Origin of the sequence: Streptomyces sp. A5-4 (genome assembly GCF_051131715.1) — a bacterium.
Lineage (GTDB): Bacteria > Actinomycetota > Actinomycetes > Streptomycetales > Streptomycetaceae > Streptomyces.
On sequence record NZ_CP178591.1, the window covers coordinates 8,840,105 to 8,858,716 of the forward strand.

The 18,612-nt window shown below is 69.4% G+C and carries 19 protein-coding genes and 5 pseudogenes; 11 read left to right on the forward strand and 13 right to left on the reverse strand.

Going from position 1 to position 18,612, the window contains the following annotated elements:
• Positions 1-177: 177 nt before the first annotated feature.
• A complete protein-coding gene (locus ACLLJJ_RS41320; RefSeq protein WP_434599948.1) occupies positions 178-618 on the reverse strand; it encodes a MarR family winged helix-turn-helix transcriptional regulator in 441 nt (146 codons plus the stop codon).
• Positions 619-676: 58 nt separating this feature from the next.
• Between ACLLJJ_RS41320 and ACLLJJ_RS41325 the strand changes: the two genes are divergently transcribed.
• The 3 genes and pseudogenes from ACLLJJ_RS41325 (at position 677) to ACLLJJ_RS41335 (ending at position 1,913) form a co-directional block, all read left to right on the forward strand.
• Positions 677-1,144, forward strand: coding sequence for a hypothetical protein (locus ACLLJJ_RS41325; protein WP_434599949.1), 468 nt, complete (start codon positions 677-679; stop codon positions 1,142-1,144).
• Positions 1,145-1,181: 37 nt separating this feature from the next.
• A pseudogene (locus ACLLJJ_RS41330) lies at positions 1,182-1,439 on the forward strand (IS701 family transposase); the annotation flags it as partial.
• A 210-nt stretch (positions 1,440-1,649) separates the two neighbouring features.
• Positions 1,650-1,913, forward strand: coding sequence for a hypothetical protein (locus tag ACLLJJ_RS41335; protein WP_434599950.1), 264 nt, complete (start codon positions 1,650-1,652; stop codon positions 1,911-1,913).
• 14 nt (positions 1,914-1,927) lie between these two features.
• On the opposite strand, the pseudogene ACLLJJ_RS41340 reads toward ACLLJJ_RS41335, so the two are convergent.
• Positions 1,928-2,050, reverse strand: a pseudogene (locus ACLLJJ_RS41340) (IS5/IS1182 family transposase); the annotation flags it as partial.
• Between the two features lie 172 nt (positions 2,051-2,222).
• Here ACLLJJ_RS41340 and ACLLJJ_RS41345 point away from each other — a divergent pair.
• Positions 2,223-3,842, forward strand: coding sequence for a recombinase family protein (locus ACLLJJ_RS41345; protein WP_434599951.1), 1,620 nt, complete (start codon positions 2,223-2,225; stop codon positions 3,840-3,842).
• On the opposite strand, the gene ACLLJJ_RS41350 is transcribed toward ACLLJJ_RS41345, so the two are convergent.
• Positions 3,803-4,977 (reverse strand): IS3 family transposase gene (locus ACLLJJ_RS41350; protein WP_434599953.1). Its coding sequence is split into 2 segments (ribosomal slippage): positions 3,803-4,710 and positions 4,710-4,977, totalling 1,176 coding nucleotides; the frame shifts between segments, so codons are not numbered across the junction. The genes ACLLJJ_RS41345 and ACLLJJ_RS41350 overlap by 40 nt on opposite strands.
• A gap of 96 nt (positions 4,978-5,073) precedes the next feature.
• Here ACLLJJ_RS41350 and ACLLJJ_RS41355 point away from each other — a divergent pair.
• Positions 5,074-5,430: a hypothetical protein gene (locus tag ACLLJJ_RS41355; RefSeq protein WP_434599954.1), complete on the forward strand. Its 357-nt coding sequence runs from the start codon at positions 5,074-5,076 to the stop codon at positions 5,428-5,430.
• Between the two features lie 283 nt (positions 5,431-5,713).
• Here ACLLJJ_RS41355 and ACLLJJ_RS41360 read toward each other — a convergent pair.
• The 5 genes and pseudogenes from ACLLJJ_RS41360 to ACLLJJ_RS41380 all read right to left on the reverse strand — a co-directional run.
• Positions 5,714-5,908 (reverse strand): annotated as a pseudogene (locus ACLLJJ_RS41360) (NF041680 family putative transposase); the annotation flags it as partial.
• A 6-nt stretch (positions 5,909-5,914) separates the two neighbouring features.
• A complete protein-coding gene (locus ACLLJJ_RS41365) occupies positions 5,915-6,109 on the reverse strand; it encodes a hypothetical protein (protein WP_434600712.1) in 195 nt (64 codons plus the stop codon).
• A gap of 348 nt (positions 6,110-6,457) precedes the next feature.
• Positions 6,458-6,790, reverse strand: coding sequence for a cupin domain-containing protein (locus tag ACLLJJ_RS41370; protein ID WP_434599956.1), 333 nt, complete (start codon positions 6,788-6,790; stop codon positions 6,458-6,460).
• 30 nt (positions 6,791-6,820) lie between these two features.
• A complete protein-coding gene (locus ACLLJJ_RS41375; protein WP_434599958.1) occupies positions 6,821-7,006 on the reverse strand; it encodes a hypothetical protein in 186 nt (61 codons plus the stop codon).
• 73 nt (positions 7,007-7,079) lie between these two features.
• Positions 7,080-7,799 (reverse strand): helix-turn-helix domain-containing protein, encoded by a 720-nt coding sequence (locus ACLLJJ_RS41380; protein WP_434599960.1) that lies wholly within the window; start codon positions 7,797-7,799, stop codon positions 7,080-7,082.
• Between the two features lie 375 nt (positions 7,800-8,174).
• Between ACLLJJ_RS41380 and ACLLJJ_RS41385 the strand changes: the two are divergent.
• The 4 genes and pseudogenes from ACLLJJ_RS41385 (at position 8,175) to ACLLJJ_RS41400 (ending at position 13,760) form a co-directional block, all read left to right on the forward strand.
• Positions 8,175-8,865, forward strand: a pseudogene (locus ACLLJJ_RS41385) (HAD family hydrolase).
• Positions 8,866-8,867: 2 nt separating this feature from the next.
• Positions 8,868-11,261 carry a glycoside hydrolase family 65 protein gene (locus ACLLJJ_RS41390; protein ID WP_434599962.1) on the forward strand — a complete coding sequence of 798 codons (2,394 nt, stop codon included), beginning with the start codon at positions 8,868-8,870 and terminating at the stop codon, positions 11,259-11,261.
• Positions 11,262-11,433: 172 nt separating this feature from the next.
• On the forward strand, positions 11,434-11,898 hold the full coding sequence (locus ACLLJJ_RS41395; protein ID WP_434599964.1) for a cyclic nucleotide-binding domain-containing protein: 465 nt from the start codon (positions 11,434-11,436) through the stop codon (positions 11,896-11,898).
• 188 nt (positions 11,899-12,086) lie between these two features.
• Positions 12,087-13,760 (forward strand): GAF domain-containing protein, encoded by a 1,674-nt coding sequence (locus ACLLJJ_RS41400; protein WP_434600673.1) that lies wholly within the window; start codon positions 12,087-12,089, stop codon positions 13,758-13,760.
• 84 nt (positions 13,761-13,844) lie between these two features.
• Here the strand turns inward: ACLLJJ_RS41400 and ACLLJJ_RS41405 are convergent, their stop codons facing one another.
• Together ACLLJJ_RS41405 and ACLLJJ_RS41410 are read right to left on the reverse strand one after the other, a co-directional pair.
• A complete protein-coding gene (locus ACLLJJ_RS41405; protein ID WP_434599965.1) occupies positions 13,845-14,342 on the reverse strand; it encodes a pyridoxamine 5'-phosphate oxidase family protein in 498 nt (165 codons plus the stop codon).
• Positions 14,343-14,682: 340 nt separating this feature from the next.
• On the reverse strand, positions 14,683-15,003 hold the full coding sequence (locus tag ACLLJJ_RS41410) for an STAS domain-containing protein (protein ID WP_434599967.1): 321 nt from the start codon (positions 15,001-15,003) through the stop codon (positions 14,683-14,685).
• 329 nt (positions 15,004-15,332) lie between these two features.
• On the opposite strand from ACLLJJ_RS41410, the gene ACLLJJ_RS41415 reads away from it, so the two are divergent.
• Positions 15,333-16,064 carry a response regulator gene (locus tag ACLLJJ_RS41415; RefSeq protein ID WP_434599969.1) on the forward strand — a complete coding sequence of 244 codons (732 nt, stop codon included), beginning with the start codon at positions 15,333-15,335 and terminating at the stop codon, positions 16,062-16,064.
• Positions 16,065-16,066: 2 nt separating this feature from the next.
• A pseudogene (locus ACLLJJ_RS41420) lies at positions 16,067-16,214 on the forward strand (transposase); the annotation flags it as partial.
• Positions 16,215-16,571: 357 nt separating this feature from the next.
• On the opposite strand, the gene ACLLJJ_RS41425 reads toward ACLLJJ_RS41420, so the two are convergent.
• The 3 genes from ACLLJJ_RS41425 to ACLLJJ_RS41435 all read right to left on the reverse strand — a co-directional run bounded on the left by ACLLJJ_RS41425 (position 16,572) and on the right by ACLLJJ_RS41435 (position 18,478).
• On the reverse strand, positions 16,572-16,754 hold the full coding sequence (locus ACLLJJ_RS41425) for a hypothetical protein (protein ID WP_434599970.1): 183 nt from the start codon (positions 16,752-16,754) through the stop codon (positions 16,572-16,574).
• Between the two features lie 142 nt (positions 16,755-16,896).
• Positions 16,897-17,427 carry a hypothetical protein gene (locus ACLLJJ_RS41430; RefSeq protein WP_434599972.1) on the reverse strand — a complete coding sequence of 177 codons (531 nt, stop codon included), beginning with the start codon at positions 17,425-17,427 and terminating at the stop codon, positions 16,897-16,899.
• Between the two features lie 184 nt (positions 17,428-17,611).
• Positions 17,612-18,478, reverse strand: a complete 867-nt coding sequence (locus ACLLJJ_RS41435) for a universal stress protein (RefSeq protein WP_434599974.1) — start codon at positions 18,476-18,478, stop codon at positions 17,612-17,614.
• Positions 18,479-18,612 lie beyond the last annotated feature (134 nt).

The window sequence follows — 18,612 nt, forward strand, 5'->3', positions numbered from 1 at the left end:
CAGGGCCGGGCCGTTCACGAGTCCGCTCAGCCGGCGGGCTCATGGAGTGCAGAGATCATTTCCCGGCTCAGATGTGATCGCCTCCCCGCCCTGTAGGTGCGCCTGGCCCACCCGGGTGGCTGTGCTCTCGGTCTGTATGGGCGGCAGGGCACGGTGGTGCCGAGCACCGGATGTGCACTACCCGTGGCTCATGGCGTGCAGGGTGAGCAGGCTCCGGAGGAACGTCTCACGGTCGGCGGCCGGAATCTGTCGGAGCAGGCGTTCCTCGCCGTCCTGGACGGCTGCCTGGGCGGTGTCCCGGAGTTGGCGGCCCTCGGGAGTGAGCGAAAGCAGGCGCGCCCGGCGGTCCTTGGGGTCGGGTCGGCGGGTCAGCAGCCCGCGGGATTCCAGGTCGTCCAGTACGGCGATGATCCTGGTCTTGTCGGCGTGGATGGCTTCAGCCAGGGCGGTCTGGGTGCGCAGTGGCGCCTCGTCGAGGTGGGACAGCACCGCATAGGCCCACATGGTCAGGCCGTGGGCGTCGAGGACCGGCCGCTCCGCGGCCATCAGTGCACGGCCCAGGGGGACGACCATCGCGGCGAGGTCCGGGCGGGGGGTGTTCGGCCGGGCTGCGGTCATGCCGAAGAACGTACCCGTTGACAAATCGTGTGCGCAAGCCGATCGTAAGCATATGCTTATGAATCTTATGAAGTCGTCCTGGACGCCCGGACCGGACCACGGCCGGGATGGCCCCGTCCTGGTCAGCGTCACCGACTTCCGGCTCAACACGGTGCTGGACCTGCCGGGGGTTCACCGCGCAGCCCGGCGGCTCGCGACCGGCTGGCCCGAGCTGGACGGAGCACACGGGATGTGGCTGTGGGTACGACCCGCCGCCCGCCGCTGTGGTGCCGTGGCGGTCTGGCAGGACGAGGCCGCCCTGCACCGGTTCATCGCTTGGCCGCCGCACGTCAAGATCATGCGCGCGTATCGAGGCAGAGGCGTTCTGACCTCCACCACCTGGCGCTCGGACGCCTTCGACCCGATCGAAACTTGGGCCCGCGCTCGCACTGGCCTGCTCGCCAAGAACGGTCATGGCTCGCATCCTGGGAAACCAGGTGACCCGGGCGTCCCCAGCCCGAAGGCCCGGGAGAGCGGTGCACGTTGAGTCGTACCGACTGGTGCATGTTCAGGCGTACGCCAACATCGAGGAATGCTTCCAGAGCGCGAAGAACGAATGCGGCCTGGACCAGTACGAAGTCCGCCGCTACGTGGGTTGGTACCGGCACATCACACTCGCCATGCTCGCGCACGCTTTCCTCGCCGTCCTGGCCAGCCAGCAACGGGAAAAGGGGGCACCGAGGCCGACACACCCGACCTCGTGGACCTCACACCGGCCGAGATCCGACGTCTGCTGGCAACTGGACCCCGCCACCGTCCTGCGGACCGCGACCACACGATGACGTGGTCCCGCTGGCGCCGTCGCCACCAAGCACGCGCCCGCCGTTGCCATTACAAGCGGCGCGGCCACACGTTCGTGGCGCCCGGCAAAGACCGTCCCACCCTTACCACAGCCCGCTACACTCCCCACTCCCAAGCCGTTGACCAGGGCTAATGAAGAAGTCCGGCTGGAGTATTGTCCGGTCGATCATGTTGCTGGTTAGGGTGCGAGCGTGTCCAAGACGAGCGTGAGCAACGAGACCAGCAGCATGGTCTGCCTCTGGGTCGAACCGTGGGGAACTGATCACTGGATGCGTCCGGGCGAGGTGTTCACGGTGGTGACCGAGGCGGATTCGGAGCAGTCGCCGTTCAACGTAGTCGTCCATGACCAGGGCATCACCGTGTGGGTGAACGCCGGTCATGACGCCGAGGTCTTCGACAAGAACGGCGGCTTGGTGCCGTGCGGGCATCAGCGGCTCGCCGAGGGCCGTGGCTGAGCTGTGTCCGACCGTCAGGTCCGGAGCCAGATGACTACGGCTGCGGCGCTGGCGGTGCCGAGGAAGACGTAGCCGCGCTTGTCGTAGCGAGTGGCCACCGCGCGGAACTGCTTCAAGCGATTGATCGCCCGTTCAAGGAGTAAGCCGCAATGCGCACATAAACGAGCCTGGCGCGGGGAATCTCCCGGTCGTCGCAATGGGAAACGGTTCCGGAGCTGAATCGTCAGATGGTGGTGCGGCTGCTGGGCACGCTGGCCGCGCGGATGGTGATCGCGAGTGCCCCGGCCGGACGGGACGGGGGTGAGCCCCGTGAGCACGACGACTCCCGCTCCGTGGGACCGGATTGACGGCAAGGTCCAACCGTGGCACCGGGACCGACTCGTCTATGTCCGTCAGTCGACGCCCCAGCAGGTCATCGATCACGCCGAGTCCACCCGGCTGCAGTACGGACTCACCCAACGGGCCGTTGACCTGGGCTGGGCGCTGTCTCGGGTGCTGGTGATCGACGAGGACCTGGGGCACTCGGCATCCGGCGTCGAGGACCGCCCCGGCTTCCAGCGCCTGGTCTCGGAGGTCGGCCTGAACCATGTCGGGCTGGTGCTGGGCATCGAGATGTCCCGGCTGGCCCGCAGCGGACGCGAATGGCACCAGCTGCTGGAACTGTGTGCGCTGTCGGGGGCTCTCCTGGCGGATCCCGACGGGGTCTACGACCCGGCCGAGCACAACGATCGGATGCTGCTGGGGCTGAAGGGCGCGATCAGCGAGGCGGAACTGCACCTGATCAAGCAGCGGATGTGGAACGGGCGCATCGGCAAGGCCCGCCGCGGCGAGCTAGCCGTGCCGCTGCCCGTGGGATATCGCCGGCGCCCGGACGGCCAAGTCGTCCTAGACCCGAACGAGCAGGTGCAGTCCGTCGTCCGCCTGGTCTTCGACCTGTTCGACGAACTGGCCACGATCAACGCCGTGTTGCGCTTCTTGGTCGACCACGGCATTCAGATGGGGATCCGGGCGCGCGAGGGGCCCGAGCGGGGCGAGCTGGTCTGGCGCCGCCCGAGCCGGGTGGGGGTGCAGAACATGCTCCGTCACCCGGCCTATGCGGGGATTTATGTCTACGGCCGCAGCCGCCTGGACCCCAGGCGGCGACGGGCGGGACGCCCGTTCACCGGCCGGGTCCGGCGGGCCCGGGAGGACTGGCTGGTCTATCTGCCCGGGGTGCTGCCCGCCTATATCGGCATGGAGCGTCACGAACGTAATCTGGAGCGGATCGAGGCGAACCGGGCCCGCGCGCAGAGCCTGGGCGCGCTGCGCAACGGCCCGGCTCTGCTGCCCGGGCTGGTCCTCTGCGGCCGGTGCGACACCCGCATGGTCGTGCGCTATCAGCACGGCGCAGGCGGGAAACCGTGGCCGATATACGAGTGCAGCCGCGCGAAGAGCGACTACGGCGGCGAGCTGTGCCAGCAGCTGTCCGGACCCTGCGTCGACCGCTATGTCACCGGGCTGCTGATGGCGGCCATCGCGCCGGCGGCACTGGAGGTGTCGTTGGCCGCTGCCGAACAGGCCCAGCTCCGCCGGGCGGAAGTCGACCGGATCTGGCGTCAGCGTCTGGAACGCGCCGACTACGTAGCCGACCGCGCCCGACGTCAGTACCAACTGGCCGAGCCCGAGAACCGCCTGGTGGTACGGCAGCTGGAGAAGGACTGGGAGGGTGCGCTGGCCGAGCGGCAGCAGCTGGGCGAGGAGTACGACCGCTTCCTCGCCGCCCGGCCCCGCCTGCTCACCGCCGCCGAACGCGAGCAGATCAGGACCTTGGCCGCCGACCTGCCCGCCATCTGGCAGGCGCCCACCACCACCGACACCGGGCCTTCACCCTTGATCGTGGACACCGGTTGTTATGCGGCGGAGGCCAGCGTAGTTGATCGCTGTTCGTAGTTGATCGGGCTCTGCTGGCCGAGGGCTGAGTGCCGTCGCCAGGTGTTGTAGCGGGTGACCCAGCGGAAGACCGCGAGGCGGGCGGCGCGGGCTCCGGGCCAGCGTTTCGCGCCCTTGAGGGTCTCCCTTTTCATGCTGGCGTTGAACGACTCCGCGGCGGCGTTGTCCGCGCTGGTGCCGACGGCCCCGCGTGATCGGATCACGCCGAGGTCCTTGCAGACCTGGGCGAACTCCTTGGAGGCGTATTGGGCTCCGTTGTCGCTGTGGAAGATCGCTCCGCGCAGGTTCCCTCCCCGCGCGCCGGCTGCGGCCTTGAGGGCGTCGGTGACCAGTTCGGTCCGCATGTGGTCGGCGATCGACCAGCCCACCAGACGCTTGGAGTACAGGTCCAACACCGTTGCCAGATAAAGGAATTGGCCGTCGCCGACCGGGAGATAGGTTATGTCGCCGACGTACTTCTTGTTTGGCGCGGAGGCGGTGAAGTTCCGCTGGATCAGGTCCGGCACCGGGACGGCGTCGGCCGCGGGGACTGTGGTGCGGACCTTCTTGCGCAGGTGCAGCCCGACGATGTCGAACTTCCGCATGACGCGTTCCACCCGCTTGTGATTGACCCGCAGCCCGGCGCCCTGGAGCTCGGCGGTGACGCGCGGAGCCCCGTAGGTGCCGTCGGACTCGGTGTGGACCGACGTGATCCGCTCGGCAAGCTCGGCGTCCGCACGTGCCCGCCCGGCCCGCGCATCCGAACCGGCCAGGTGCCGGTAAAACCCGGAACGGGAGAGCCCCAGGATCCGGCACAGCCGCTTCACGCCGAAGGCGTCATTGTGGTCGGCAACGAACTGGAAACGGCTCACCAGCTGGTCTCGCCCGCAAAATACTTCGCGGCCCTCCGCAGGATCTCGCGTTCCAGCTCGAGCTCCTTCACCTGGGCCCGCAGCCGCTTGTTCTCCTTCTCCAACGCGCTGGCCTCCACCGCGCCGGGCACGGCGGCCTGCTCAGCATCCCGCACCCAGGTGCGGAGCGTCTCGTGGTTCACCCCGAGATCCTTGGCCACCGACGCGTACGTCCGCCCCGGGCTGGAGCGGTACAACGCGACGGCATCGGCCCGGAACTCAGACGAGTACTTCGACGTCCCCAACGGGAACTCCTGTCCTTCGGATCTTCACGATCCAATGATCAGGGTGTCCACGATCAAGGGGTAACACCCACCGACCGCAAACAGCTGACCCGGCACTTGATCGAAACGGTCCGCGTCACCGTGATCGGTGACAGTGAGCGCGTCACGGTCCAGGTCGTCTGGGCCGGCGGGCACCGCACCGACGGTGAAATCATCCGGCCGGTCGGCCGCCTGGACCAGCTGAGCTACTACCCCCAGCTGGCCGCGCGAGCCCGCGAACTGGCCGCCGCCGGACGCTCCGCCCGCGAGATCGCCCAGATCCTCAACGAGGAGGGCTTCCGCCCGCCCAAGCGCCCGACCATTTCGGAACCGAGGGAGTACGCGGGCTGCTGCGGGATCTGGGCTGCGTCAGCCCCTATGAACAGGCCATCCGCCGGTCCGCGGCTCCGCTCGGCCGTGACGAATGGTGGCTGACCGAGCTCGCCCGCGAGATCGGCATGCCGCGCGTCACCCTCTTCGGGTGGATCAAGCGCGGCTGGGTCACCGCCCAACAGCAACCCGGTCCACGCCGGTCTTGGGTCGTGCGCGCCGATCCCGCCGAAGTCGACCGCCTCCGCCGACTCCACCGGCAGCCCCGCGGTCGCCCCGCACGACAAGCCTGGCTCGACCACCAGCAGACGACGATAATTCCGAACGAGGAAGGAACCCGACGCGATGACGGACAGCCACACGTATGACTGCACTGTGGCTTGCTCATCTCCAGATCGAAGCGACGCAGATACACCTGCCAGCAACGGTTCACATCGTTGGGGGTAGCGCCGGTCTTCGAGGACCACAACCACACCGGTGGAGCTTCGCGGTCCTTCGACAGGTGCTCGACCTTCAGCCGGAGCAACGTGCCTTCCACCAAAGGAAGTTCGCCCTCGTGGTCGAGCCATGCTGAGCGGTGTGAGGCGCCTCAGCAGTTGACGCCATGGGTGGAGCGGACGACCTTGTCGTGGCTCCACCGGTCCCGGTAGAAGTCGTCGGCGTCCCGCCCTCCGGTCTGCGACAGCGTCCTCAGATCGGCGGAGACCGTACCCCGGGTGAAGAACCGCCGACTGCCTACCAGGGCGTCGGCCAGGGGCCCGTCCATCCCGATGTCCTTGCCCATGGGGCTTCCTGTCCTTGTGCGGTAGGAGAGAGGAGAGGGGACAACGACCGAGGCATCGGCCGATGCGAGGGCCGCGGTGACCGCGCACAACAACGGCCGAACACGCGCCGGGCCGACCTCTCCCAGGGATAGCCGATGGCTGGCGGAGGTGCCACTGCACCCTTTATCGACTCCGGAATGCCACCAACCGGTCACGCACTGCACCCCGATGTGTGTCGGTTGGCCTGCCTGACCGCACGGGGGAGCCTGCCGGGCGATATGCGCGAAGCGTGTGGCTCAGCGCTCGAGGTGGGGACAGCCGCGCCAGGCGACGCGTTCAGCCACTCTCGGGACCGGCGCCAAGGCCATTCATTGATGCTTTGCAACGGTGAGCAGAACCGCGGATCTTTCCAGTGCCTCAAGGCTGTGCCGAACTGGCGGTACTACGAGCATGTCACCGGTCATCCCGTCCCACGATGCATCGGTGCTGCGCAAGCGCACCCGTCCGCGCAGAACGAGCAGTGTGGCTTCGCCGGGGTTTTCGTGTTCGGTGAGTGACTGCCCCGCCTCCAGGGCGACGAGAGTCTGGCGCAGTACGTGCTCGTGGCCGCCGTAGACGGTCTCCGCGCTACGTCCGGAGGCTGCTGCTGCGGCACGCTGCAGGTGCTCGCGGACCTTGGCATCCAGAGAGAACTTCTGCATGGGCCGAGTCTGTCACTCATTCAGTGATCGTCAATGCCCGGCGCGACACCGGCGTTGTGCGAGCCCCACCCGCGAGGAGTCCCCCAGTCCGTCGTACAGGCGGCGACGGAGCAGCATGTCGGTTACGCGCGCCAAGTCCTGCAGCAAGGTGCGGAGGTGCTGATCGTCGCCTCTGTCCGCCTCGGTGAGCAGGACGACGATGCTGAACCTGATCATGCGGACGCCGGACCCGCCCACGTCCACGCCACGGGTACTTGGCCCTGGGCGCACCACCGACCGATCCCGCCGATCACCGACCTTCAAGATCTCCGGCTGTAGTACTGGTGCCGGGGGTTTCCGCGAGGATGCGGCGGCCGGTGATACGCCGAGGGGTGAGGGCCATCCACAGGGTGCGGTTGCCACCGCCGGCCCAGGGGGCGGAGTGGGCGATTTCATTCAGATGGCGCACGGCGTGCGGCGCGGTCACCGCGTGCGCGGTGCCGACGAGCAGAACGCTCCAGCCGGTACTGGTCGCCTCGTCGATGTGATCCACTTCGAAGGCGACCTGGTGCCCGTCGGCCGCTGCGAGGACGCTGTCGGGCGCGGTCCGGAAGGCGACGTTCTCCTCGTCGATGCAGTAGTTGAGCGGCGCGATGACCGGTCCGTCCGCAGTGGTCACGGCCAGGCGCCCCACGCCGTACCCCGACAGCAGCGCGCGGCACTCCTGCAAGCTCAGCTCGGTGAACCGCGGATGCCGGTTGGCCTGGCCGTAGCCGGGCGGAAGATCGGCCAGGCCGCCGGTGAGCTCCTTGAGGGTGGTTTCCAGGGCATTGGCCAGCCGCAGGAGGAAGCCCGTGCCCGGCACGGCCGGGCGCTGTTCGATATACCTGATGTATTCGGAGGCCGAACCGGTCCGCTCGGCCACCTGCGCCCTGGTCAATCCCAGTTCCTGACGGCGCTGCGCCACCCGCCTGCCCAGGTCGCTGTGGGCAGACCGGGCAGCGGAGGGGAAAGAGGTCCTACCCTGCATGCTCAACACATCCTTTGATCAACGGGGGCGGCTGCACGGTGGTCGCGTCCGGGGTTCTCGGGCGCTGGAAACGGGGCGGGGGCGGAATGCATCCGAGGCCCGCATGTCCAGCCTGCCTCACTGGTGCGGCCCCGCGCTTGGGCCGACCGGCCCCCATCGCGGTGGCTGCTGCGGCCCGCAGGTGCCAGGGCCGAACGGCCCGGGACTGGGGCGAACCGCCCCTGCCCAGCGGACGGCCCTGGTGTGACAGTGGCAGGCAGCCGCTCCATTCCCGAGAGATCAGGTGGTGCACCGGATGTATGACTCCCAGCGCCGGCCCATCGGCGCAGTCCGCCGGCCCCATGCGGGCGGCACACGGTGAAGGCCGTGCGGGACATGGCGGCGATGGTCTTCGACACCGACGGAGTGATCACTGATTCGGCGCGGCTGCATGCCGCAGCCTGGAAGCGGGCCTTCGACGCCCACCTGGTGGATCATCCGCCGGTCGCCGCCCACGACCGGCGCCCCTTCGACGCCCGAGGCGACTACCTCACGTATGTGGACGGCAAATCCCGTTTGGACGGGGCCCGCAGTTTCCTGCTCTCGCGCGGCTTCAACCCGACGCGGGCCACCGTCCAGGAAGTCGCCGCAGTCAAGGATCGAGCGGCTGCGAGACGGCGGCATCGACGCCTATCCGGGAACGGTCCGTCTGCTGCGCGCGCTGCACCGGGCCGGGTTGCCGATGGCGGCGGCCTCGGCCTCCCGGCACGCCGGTGAGCTGCTGGCGGGCGCCGGGGTGCGGGACTTCTTCGCCGACCTTGTCGACGGCGGTGAGGCAGCCCGGCTGGGGCTGGCGGGCAAACCCGACCCGGCACTGTTCCTCGAGGCGGCCAGACGCCTCGGCGTCCCGCCGGTTCGCACCGCGGTGGCCGAGGACGCGCTGGCAGGTGTAGAGGCCGGGCGGCGCGGCGGATTCGGCCTGGTGATCGGCGTGAACCGCACCGGGCCCCCGGAATTCGCCACCCAACTGCTGCGGCACGGCGCCGATGTCGTCGTCGCCGACCTCCTCGATGACGCGAAGGACTGACCGTGGGGGACTGGACCTGGGACTACGAGGGATACGACGCGGCGTCGGTGCCGCTGCGCGAAGCGCTGTGCACCCTGGGCAACGGCTACTTCGCCACCCGCGGCGCGGCCCCTGAATGCGCGGCAGACCCGGTGCACTATCCCGGCACCTGCGTGGCGGGCTGCTACAACCGCCTCACCTCGAACGTCGCCGGACGGCAGGTCGAGAACGAGGACATGGTCAACATGCCCAACTGGTTGTCCCTGCGGTTCCGCACCGTCACCGGCGACCCCACCGCACCGTGGTTCACCCCGGACAACACCACCCTCCTCGGCCACCGTCTGTCACTGGACCTGCGCGCGGGCACCCTGGAGCGCAACCTGGTCTACCAGGACGCCGCCGGACGCCGGCTGCGCGTGCGCCAGCTGCGCCTGGTGCACATGGCCCACCCCCATCTGGCCGCCCTGCGCACCGAGTTCACGGCCGAGAACTTCTCCGGCGACCTGGAGGTGGAAGCCGCACTCGACGGATCGGTCACCAACGCCGGGGTGGGCCGCTACCGGCAGCTCAACAGCCATCACCTCACCCACGTCCACACCGGGACCGCCGCCGCGCACACCGTGTGGCTGCGCTGCCGCACCAGCGCCTCGGACATCCGCATCGCGATGGCGGCGCGCACCGTGGCCGACGGGCCTCTCACCGACCCCCGCGTACGCCACGACCCCCAGCGCGCCACCCAGGTCCTGCGCCTGGCACTGACCCAGGACACCCCGGCCACCGTCGACAAGGTGGTGAGCGTGTACACCTCCCGCGACCCGGCCATCAGCAACCCGCTGCGGGCCGCGATCGAGGAGACCGGCCGGGCGGCCGGCTTCGAGGAGCTCCTCGCCTCGCACCGCGCCGCCTGGCAGCACCTGTGGGACCGCGCCGAACTCGATGTCCCCGGCGAAGCCGGGCACATCCTGCGCCTGCACCTGTTCCATGTGCTGCAGACGCTGTCCCCGCACACCGCCGGACTCGACGTCGGCGTCCCGGCCCGCGACCTACACGGCGAGGCCTACCGCGGCCATGTGTTCTGGGACGAACTGTTCGTCCTGCCCTTCTTGAACCTCCACTTCCCCGAGGTGTCCCGCGCCCTGCTGGAATACCGCCACCGGCGCCTGGAGCAGGCCCGCACCGCCGCCCGCGCCACAGGAAGAGCCGGCGCCCAGTACCCCTGGCAGAGCGGCAGCGACGGCCGGGAGGAAACCCAGCAGCTGCACCTCAACCCGAAGTCCGGACGCTGGCTGCCCGATCACTCCCGGCTCCAGCACCACGTCGGATCCGCCGTCGCCTACAACGTGCTGCAGTACTGCGAGACCAGCGGGGACACCGACTTCCTGCACACCAAAGGCGCCGAGATGCTGCTCCAGATCGCCGGCTTCTGGGCCTCGTGCGCCACCTGGGACGAGCAGCTGGGCCGCTACCGCATCCGCGGCGTCGTCGGCCCCGACGAATACCACGACGCCTACCCCGACGCCGCCACAGCCGGCCTCGACGACAACGCCTACACCAATGTCACCGCCGCCTGGGTCCTGGCCCGCACTCTTGAGGTCCTGCACGCCCTGCCCGCACCGCGCCGGCACGAACTCCTGGAGCGCACCGGAGTGGACCCCGGCGAACTCCGGCAGTGGGACACCATCTCCCGCACCCTGCACATCCCCTTCCACGACGGCGTCATCAGCCAGTTCGACGGCTACGGCGACCTGCAAGAACTCGACTGGGACAGCTACCGCGCCCGCTACGGTGACATCCGCCGCCTGGATCGGATCCTGGAGGCCGAGGGCGACACCGTCAACCGCTACCAGGCCTCCAAACAGGCCGACGTCCTGATGCTCGGCTACCTGTTCTCACCCGCCGAACTGCGCGAGGTCTTCGCCCGCCTCGGGCACCCCCTGGACGACGCCACTTGGCACCGCACCGTCGACTACTACCTCAAGCGCACCAGCCACGGCTCCACCCTGAGCAGTCTGGCGCACGGCTGGGTCCTTGCCCGGGTGAGGCGCGACGATGCCTGGGCGTTCTGCCGCGAGGTCCTCGAGGGCGACATCGCCGACCTGCAGGGCGGCACCACCGGCGAGGGCATCCACCTCGGCGCCATGGCCGGCACCCTCGACCTCGTCCAGCGCGGACTGACCGGCCTGGAAACCCGCGACGGGACCCTGCGCCTGGACCCGGCCCCTCTGCCGGAACTCGCCGCCTACGGCTTCACCCTGCGCTACCGCGGGCACTGGGGGGTGCGCCTGCGCATACGCCGCGCAGAGGTGGAGATCAGCGTGCCGGAATCCGACCGCTCGCCGATCCGCGTGGAGATGGCCGGCCGGACCGTGACCATCGATCCCGGGAAATCCTGCCGTCTGCCTCTGCCGGACCACTGAGCCCCCCGGGCGGCCGTACCCGCCGTACCGCCCGCAGCGCAAAAAACAGGGCCCTCCGGCCCTCGGCCCGAGCCGGCAGGCCCCTGCCGCGCCCCGTGCGGCGCTGGCAGGCTGAACCCATCAGAACACCCGCCCGGACCGTGTCCGGGGCCGCGAAGGGACGGAGACGGCCATGAGCACGATGAGCCCCCTGCTGAAGGCCCTGCCACCCGAGGGCCGCGAGCGCCTCATGACCCTCAAGCGGCAGAGCGCCTTCGCCACCGGAGTGCGCATCTTCGAGGAGGACCAAAGGGCGAAGAAGTTCTGGATCATCCAAACCGGCACAGTCGACCTCGACCTCCATGTCCCCGGACGCCACGCAGCCGTCGTGGAGACGCTGGGCCCCGGCGACCTGCTCGGCTGGTCCTGGCTCTTCGCGCCACACACCTGGCACCTCGGCGCGCGGGCGGCCACCCCGGTGCACGCCCTGGAATTCGACGCCGAGCAGGTACGGGCCCTGTGCGAGCGGGACCCGGTGTTCGGGCAGGCCCTCACCCGCTGCGTCGCCGAAGCGATCGCACACCGGCTCCAGTCGGCCCGCCCCCGACTCCTCGACCGCAGGGCCTCCCCGACGGAGCCCACCCACTCGACCCGCTGACCGCACCTGGCGCAGCCGGCCGCCTGGGCTGCGCCCTGGCCGGTGACACTGCCCTGCACCCCGTTCCCCGCGCCCGCACGCGCCCGCGAGAGCCATTTGCCCCGGCCGATAGGCTGATGGATGGATCAGCGTCGTCATGGATGAGGTGCCCGGTGGGTGAGCACGAGCCGCCGTCGCAGTTCCCGAAGATGCGGCTGGACGAACTGCTGGAAGAGCTGGAGGGCCGTATCAACGCGGCCCGCGGCACCCGCGATCGGGTCCACAGCCTGCTGGAGGCCGTGGTCTCCGTGGGGAGGGAACTGGACCTCGCTCAGGTGCTGCGCCGGATCGTGGAGGCCGCCGCCCTGCTGGTGGAGGCGCGGTACGCGGCCCTGGGAGTGATCGGCCCGGACGGGCGGACCCTGTCGCAGTTCCTGACCGTCGGCCTCCCCGACGAGGAACTGGCGAAAATCGGACATCTGCCGGAGGGACACGGACTGCTCGGCGAGCTGATCCGCAACCCCGAACCGCTGCGCCTCACCGACCTGGGCGCGCATGCGGCCTCCTACGGTTTCCCGCCCCATCACCCCCCGATGCACACTTTCCTCGGCGTGCCCATCCGTATCCGTGACGAAGTGTTCGGCAACCTGTATCTGACCGACAAACGCGGCGGGCAGGACTTCGACGCGGACGACGAGAGCGTCATCTCGACTCTCTCGGTGGCGGCCGGGGTGGCCATCGACAACGCGCGTCTGTACGAAGGAGCCCAGCGCCAGCAGCAGTGGCTGCAGGCCAACGCGGAGATCACCAACAGCCTGCTCTCCGGCAGCCCGCGACTCGATGTCCTGGACCTCATCGCCCGCCGGGCGCGCGACATCACCGGAGCCGTGCTCGCCGACGTGTCCGTCCCCGTCCCCGGCAGAGACACTCTGGTCGTCGACCTCGCCATCGGCGAGCAGGAGGGCAAACGCCGAGGCCTGGTCATCCCCATGGACGGCACCCTGTCCGGCGCCGCCCAGCGCACCGGCACGCCTGTCACCACCACCGGTCTCACCGACGACGACCGCTACACCTCAGGACCCCGCAACTTCGAGGGTCTGGGGCCGGCCGTCGCGGTGCCCCTGGGTGCCGCCGAGGTCGGCAGAGGCGTGCTTCTGCTGGTGAGGGCCGTGGGGGAACCGGTCTTCACCGACACCGAGATCGAGCCGCTGCTCGCCTTCGCCGGGCAGGCGGCCGTGGCGCTGGAGCTCGCCGAACGGCGCCGTGACGCCGAGCAGTTGACCTTGCTCGAAGAGCGCGACCGCATCGCCCGCGACCTGCACGACCTGGCCATCCAACGACTGTTCGCCACCGGCATGACCCTGCAGAGCGCCGCCCGTCTGGTGGACCATGCCGGGGCCGCCGAGCGGGTCACCCGTGCGGTCAGCGACCTGGACGAAACCATCAAGATCATCCGAAGCACGATCTTCGGCCTGAGAACTCGCGACGAGGAGACAGGAACCAGCCTGCGCGCCCGCGCCGCCCGCGCGACAGGCGAGGCTGCAACCGCCCTCGGCTACCCGCCCCGGTTGAGCATGGAAGGCCTCCTGGACACCGACGTGCCCCTCCCGTTGGCCGACCATGTCCTGGCGACGCTGGGGGAGTTGCTCAGTAACATTGCGCGGCACGCCCATGCCACCCGGGCGGAAATCAAGCTTCAGGCCACCCCCGACGAAGTCGTCCTCACCGTCAGCGACAACGGGCGCGGCATCCCCGCCGATGGTCGGCGCAGCGGCCTGAAGAATCTGGACGAACGAGCCAGAAGCGTGAACGGATCCTTCACCATCGACACACACGCCGACGGCGGAAGCCTCCTGGTCTGGCGCGCCCCGCTGACCCGCTGAGTCCGAAAGGCGGGCCTGCCGGCCGGCGTGACCGGCCGGGCCCCGGGGACCGGCTGCCGCGCGGGTTCAGCAGGCCGCCGGAGGTCAGTCAGGACAGAGGGCCGAGGAGACGTCCGCCGGGACGCAGGTGAGACGGAAGCCGGTGACCAGCTCAGGACGGATCCGCAGGACCGCGGTCATGGACCGTGCCACCCAGGGGCGCACTAGGCGCTCATAGCGCGCGATATCGGCCGGATCCTCGACGAGCTGCGCGTAGCCGGTGGCCACCACGCTCCAGCCCAGGTGCTGATCCGGGTCGATGACGTCGGCCTCGTAGGCGACGACGGTCTGCGGGCCGTCGGTGGGCGAAGCCAAAGAGGCCACAGCGGCCCCGTCGCTGAGCCGGACGATGATGTCCTCACCGTCCAGGACATGGTTGACCGGACGTATGGCTGGCAGCGCCTGCTGGGTGAAGACCAGACGCCCCAAGGCGACCGAGCCCAGCAGCCGCAAGGCTTCTTCACGCCCCAGCGGTTGAATGCGCCGCCTTGGCCGGTCACTCTCGCCGGGGCCGTCCAGCGGCCCTCTGTCGTTCTCACCCATGGTGCACATCCTCACTCCTGCAACGGCCGGGCCGGGCACACTGCCCGGTATCAGCCTCTCCATCCAGACCGCACCCGCGACAGGGTCGAACGGGCCCTGGCCGGGGACAACTGGCCCCCGGGTGCACCGAAAAAGCCTCCGCAGCTCTCCGCCACGCACAGCCGCGGGAGAAACCGGCAGCGGCCAAGTCCTCACCCCACCGACCCCGGAAAGTGCCCGGCACTCACCCGCCACGACGTGGGGCACCGGACTGTTGCCCCACGATGCGATCAAGTCGTCTGTCGACATGAGGGGTCGAGTCGCCGCAGAGCACCAGGTGGCCACGTTCTTGAGGACAAGCTCAGGAGAACGTGCAGGCCACCACGCGATCTACGCGGAGCATGCGCAGCACGCGGGCGGGGAGCTGCGGCACCTGACGCAGCTCCAGCCGGGTGCCACTGTCCGCGCAGCGCTGGTGCAGGCGCAGCAAGAGAGCCGCGCCGGTGCTGTCGCAGAAGGTGAGACCGGCCAGATCCAGCACGAGGTCGCGGCTGCTGTCCCGGGCCAGTGCCAGGAGAGCGGGCTCGATCTGCCCGACGGTCGCCAGATCGAGTTCGCCGCTGAGGGCCACGCCCGCCATCTCGCTTCGGGGGTGGATCGTCACGGGGATCGGGGTGCTCATAGGGGCCTCTCGCCGGGCGGCATACGGCCGCGGTACCGCGTGGTGGTGAGGCGGTTTGGCAACACCATCAGCAAGCGCCTTGGCTCCGGGAGGTCCGCAGGCCCCCGCTACAGGGCCGAAGGTCCCCTTCCGGCGCCAGACACTTGGGCACAGGAGTGGGCGCCGAGGCGCGCTCCTGCGGGCGCGTCCTGGAGGCCCGGGGGCTTGAGCTGGGAACTCTGTGCGTGCAGGAGGGCCATCCGGCCCTGGTCTTTCGGCCCTGCGGACATGCACGATGAAACATGCCGGCAGGTCGCGGGCGGACTTAAGGCACTGCACGGGAGCAGACGATGACCGACAGCCATGGCGAACCGGGCGCGCGAGCCCAGGTCACCGTCTTTCTCCTTGACGACCACGAGGTGGTCCGCCGCGGCGTGCACGACCTGCTGGACGCCGAGCCGGACCTGACGGTCGTGGGTGAGGCCGCAACCGCCGAGCAGGCCCTGATCCGTATCCCCGCCCTGCGCCCGCAGGTGGCCGTCCTTGATGTGCGGCTGCCGGACGGAGACGGGGTGAGCGTGTGCCGGGAACTGCGCTCGCGCATGCCGGACCTGGCCTGCCTGATGCTCACCTCCTTCGATGACGAAGAAGCGCTCCTCGACGCCATCATGGCCGGAGCATCGGGCTACGTCCTCAAACAGATCACCGGCACCGACCTGGTCACCGCCGTACGCACCGTCGCCTCGGGACAGTCCATGCTCGACCCCGGCGCAGCCACCCGGCTGATGGCCCGGCTGCGCGGCGGAGCCGAACCGGAAGAAAAAGCACAGACACTGCCCGGCCTGACCGACCGCGAACGCGAAATCCTGGTCCTGGTCGGCGAGGGGATGACCAACCGGGAAATCGGCAAACAGCTCTTCCTGGCCGAGAAGACGGTGAAGAACCACATCTCGCGCCTGCTGGCCAAGCTCGGCGTGGAGCGCCGCGTGCAGGCCGCGGTGATCGCCACCCAGGCGCTCGCCGCCCAGCAGGAACACCACCCCGCGCAGCCGTCCCGGTACGACGGCCAGCCGCGGCGCTGAACAGCTTCCGGAGGCTCCGCCAGGAGTACGAAAGCCACGTCCACCGGTACCTGTGGGGCAGACCCTCCTGGTCAGGCTCCTGCTGCGCAGGGTCGTGTGGCGGTGCACCCTTGGCTGCCTGTCAAGCAGTACATCGAAAACCAGCAGCGCCTCCTCTGCCCCACACCCCGCAGACGCAGAGCACTCCGGCGCTCCGCGCCTCCGAGCCAAGGGCGGCCTTCACCCCGCCCTGAAAAGCGGAGCGCTGGCCACGATCAGAGGTAGATGCGTGCCTGTCCTCGTATAGCCAATCCGTTGTTGGCGGCGCTATGGAACAGGCCTTGGCTCTGGTGCCGTTCGAGCAGTGATGCTGATCGCATGACGTCAGCGCTCGCTGCCCGAGGGGCGTATCAGCCGACGTGCTCCGTTTGGGCGGAGGCCATGACAAGGCTATACCTGCGGTGCAGGGGTACGGCGGGGTTTGAAGCCTGAGCGGCGTCGACCCCCGCCGGACGCCGCCGCCCGGCTTCACCGATCGAGGTAGGAGGAGGTCTGCGGGAGGGCATCGACGTCGACTAACGCCTCGAAAGGGCTCATCCAGGGGTCCTCGGGCACGACGCCTCGCTCGACGATCGCCGCGCGTTTCCACATGATGCCGATGTCGCTGTCCTTGTGCGTCCGCCCCCTGGAGATACCCACGAGGTCGTACACCGGTCCGGTCTTGATGGTTCCGTCCGATGCGAGGTACCTGCTGTTGGAATCGGCGCAGAAGACGATGGGGGAGCCGGACTGGACGGGGCGCCCGGCAGTCGATCAAAGGGCTAGGCAGGCCCTCCCAGTCCAGCCAGGGCGGTCAGGGCGCTATCCCGCGCGTCGAGACCCCCAGGGCGGCCCGTGTCTTGAACGGATCGAAGCCCTGGTGGTAGCCGATCACGAACAGCGCGGTGGTCAGCTCCAGTCGGGCGCAGGGGGGGCCGTCCAGTTTGTAGCAGATGAGGTCGATGGGCTCGTGTTCTTCGAAGTCCGACTCGAGCGATGGCGAAGATGTCCACGCCCCAGCCGTGCTCGGGGTGTTCGAGCCATCCCGGATGCCCGTCATCGTCGCATGCGTCATCACGCGCAGAGCCGTCACTGCATCACCGCTGGAGGCGTTGCCGTTCTTGCTGTTGCGGCCGGTCACCACATGGCGGTTGGTGACCAGGGACGGGTCTCCTGCGCGGTTCATCACCACGAAGGCGGTGGCGGTGCGCTGATTCTCCATTGTTCCCGTCGGCGTGAGCGGTTGTACATACAGCGATGTCGACGCCAACGCGGGAATGCCGAGACGAGGGCGGCCAGTCAGGGACAAGCCGTCGTCGAAGCCGGACGGATGTTCCGTTGTCATGCCCCGAGTATGGCCGCGGGCCGTCGCACCGGCGCAGATTTGAGGCCGGTGCTCTGCGACGGCGCGGTGGGTGGGCAGGTGACCGGGGCCAGGGGAGCGTGGGCGTCGTCGAGCGGTGCCGGAGCCCGGAGCGGGTCGTGCCCCTTCGCGCGCAGCGGTTTGGTGCCGGCTGTGCCGGTCGGTGTCAGCCGTGCGGGATGACGGCGACCGGGCACGGGGCGTGGTGCAGGGCGGCGTGGGCGACCGACCCGATGCGAGTGCCGAGGGGGGAGTGGCGCCGGTGGCGGCCGACGACCAGGAGTGCGGAGCCGGCGCAGGCCGACAGCAGTACCTGCCCGGCTGATCCGATCTCCACATGTGTGGTGACCAGTACGCCGGGGAAGCGGGCGCGCCACGGGGCCAGTGCTTCTTCCAGCGCGGCCTCTTCGAACGGCTGCAGTCCTCCAGCGGCGTCGGCGAGCATCATCGATGCCGGACTGTAGGCGAAGACCGGCGGCAGACTCCACGCCCGGACTGCCCGCAGCGATGCCCCTCGCGCGGCTGCGGCCTCGAACGCGAACTTCAGCGCCGCGTAGCTGTCTTCGGCCCCGCCCTGCTGGCCCACGACGACCTCCTCGCGCTCCGGTGGGTCCCCGGCCCCGGTGCGGACCGCGACCACGGGCCGGGTGGATGCGCCGATCACCTGCAGTCCGCAGGAACCGAGCAGATAGCCCAGTAGGGCGCCGTGCCCCCGCGATCCCACCACGAGCATCTCGGCCCGCTCGGCGGCGTCCAGGAGCGCCGATATGGCACTGTCAGTGACGACTTCGGCTGACACCCGCACGGCCGGATACCTCTCGGCGAGATCAGTCTCGGTGCGCTGCATCATGGCCTTCGCCGCCAGGGCCTGCGCCTCTCGGTCCTGGACCGCCGGCACATCCATGGGCTGCCAGAGCCACGCGTGGAGCAGAAGCAGCGGCAGTTGGCGGCGCTCCGCTTCCTGCGCCGCCCAACGGGCCGCCGCCTGGCTCTGGTCGGATCCATCCACCCCGACAACGATTGCGTGAGTCATGTGAAGCCCCCATTTTTTTCACGATGCGCACACTGCGCCCTCGTGTGGTTGTTCACCCACCATCGCAGCAGCGTCCTCGTAGGGCAGGGAGCCGTTCGGCCCTGCCTGCGTGCCGTTCGGCCCCCGCACTGGCC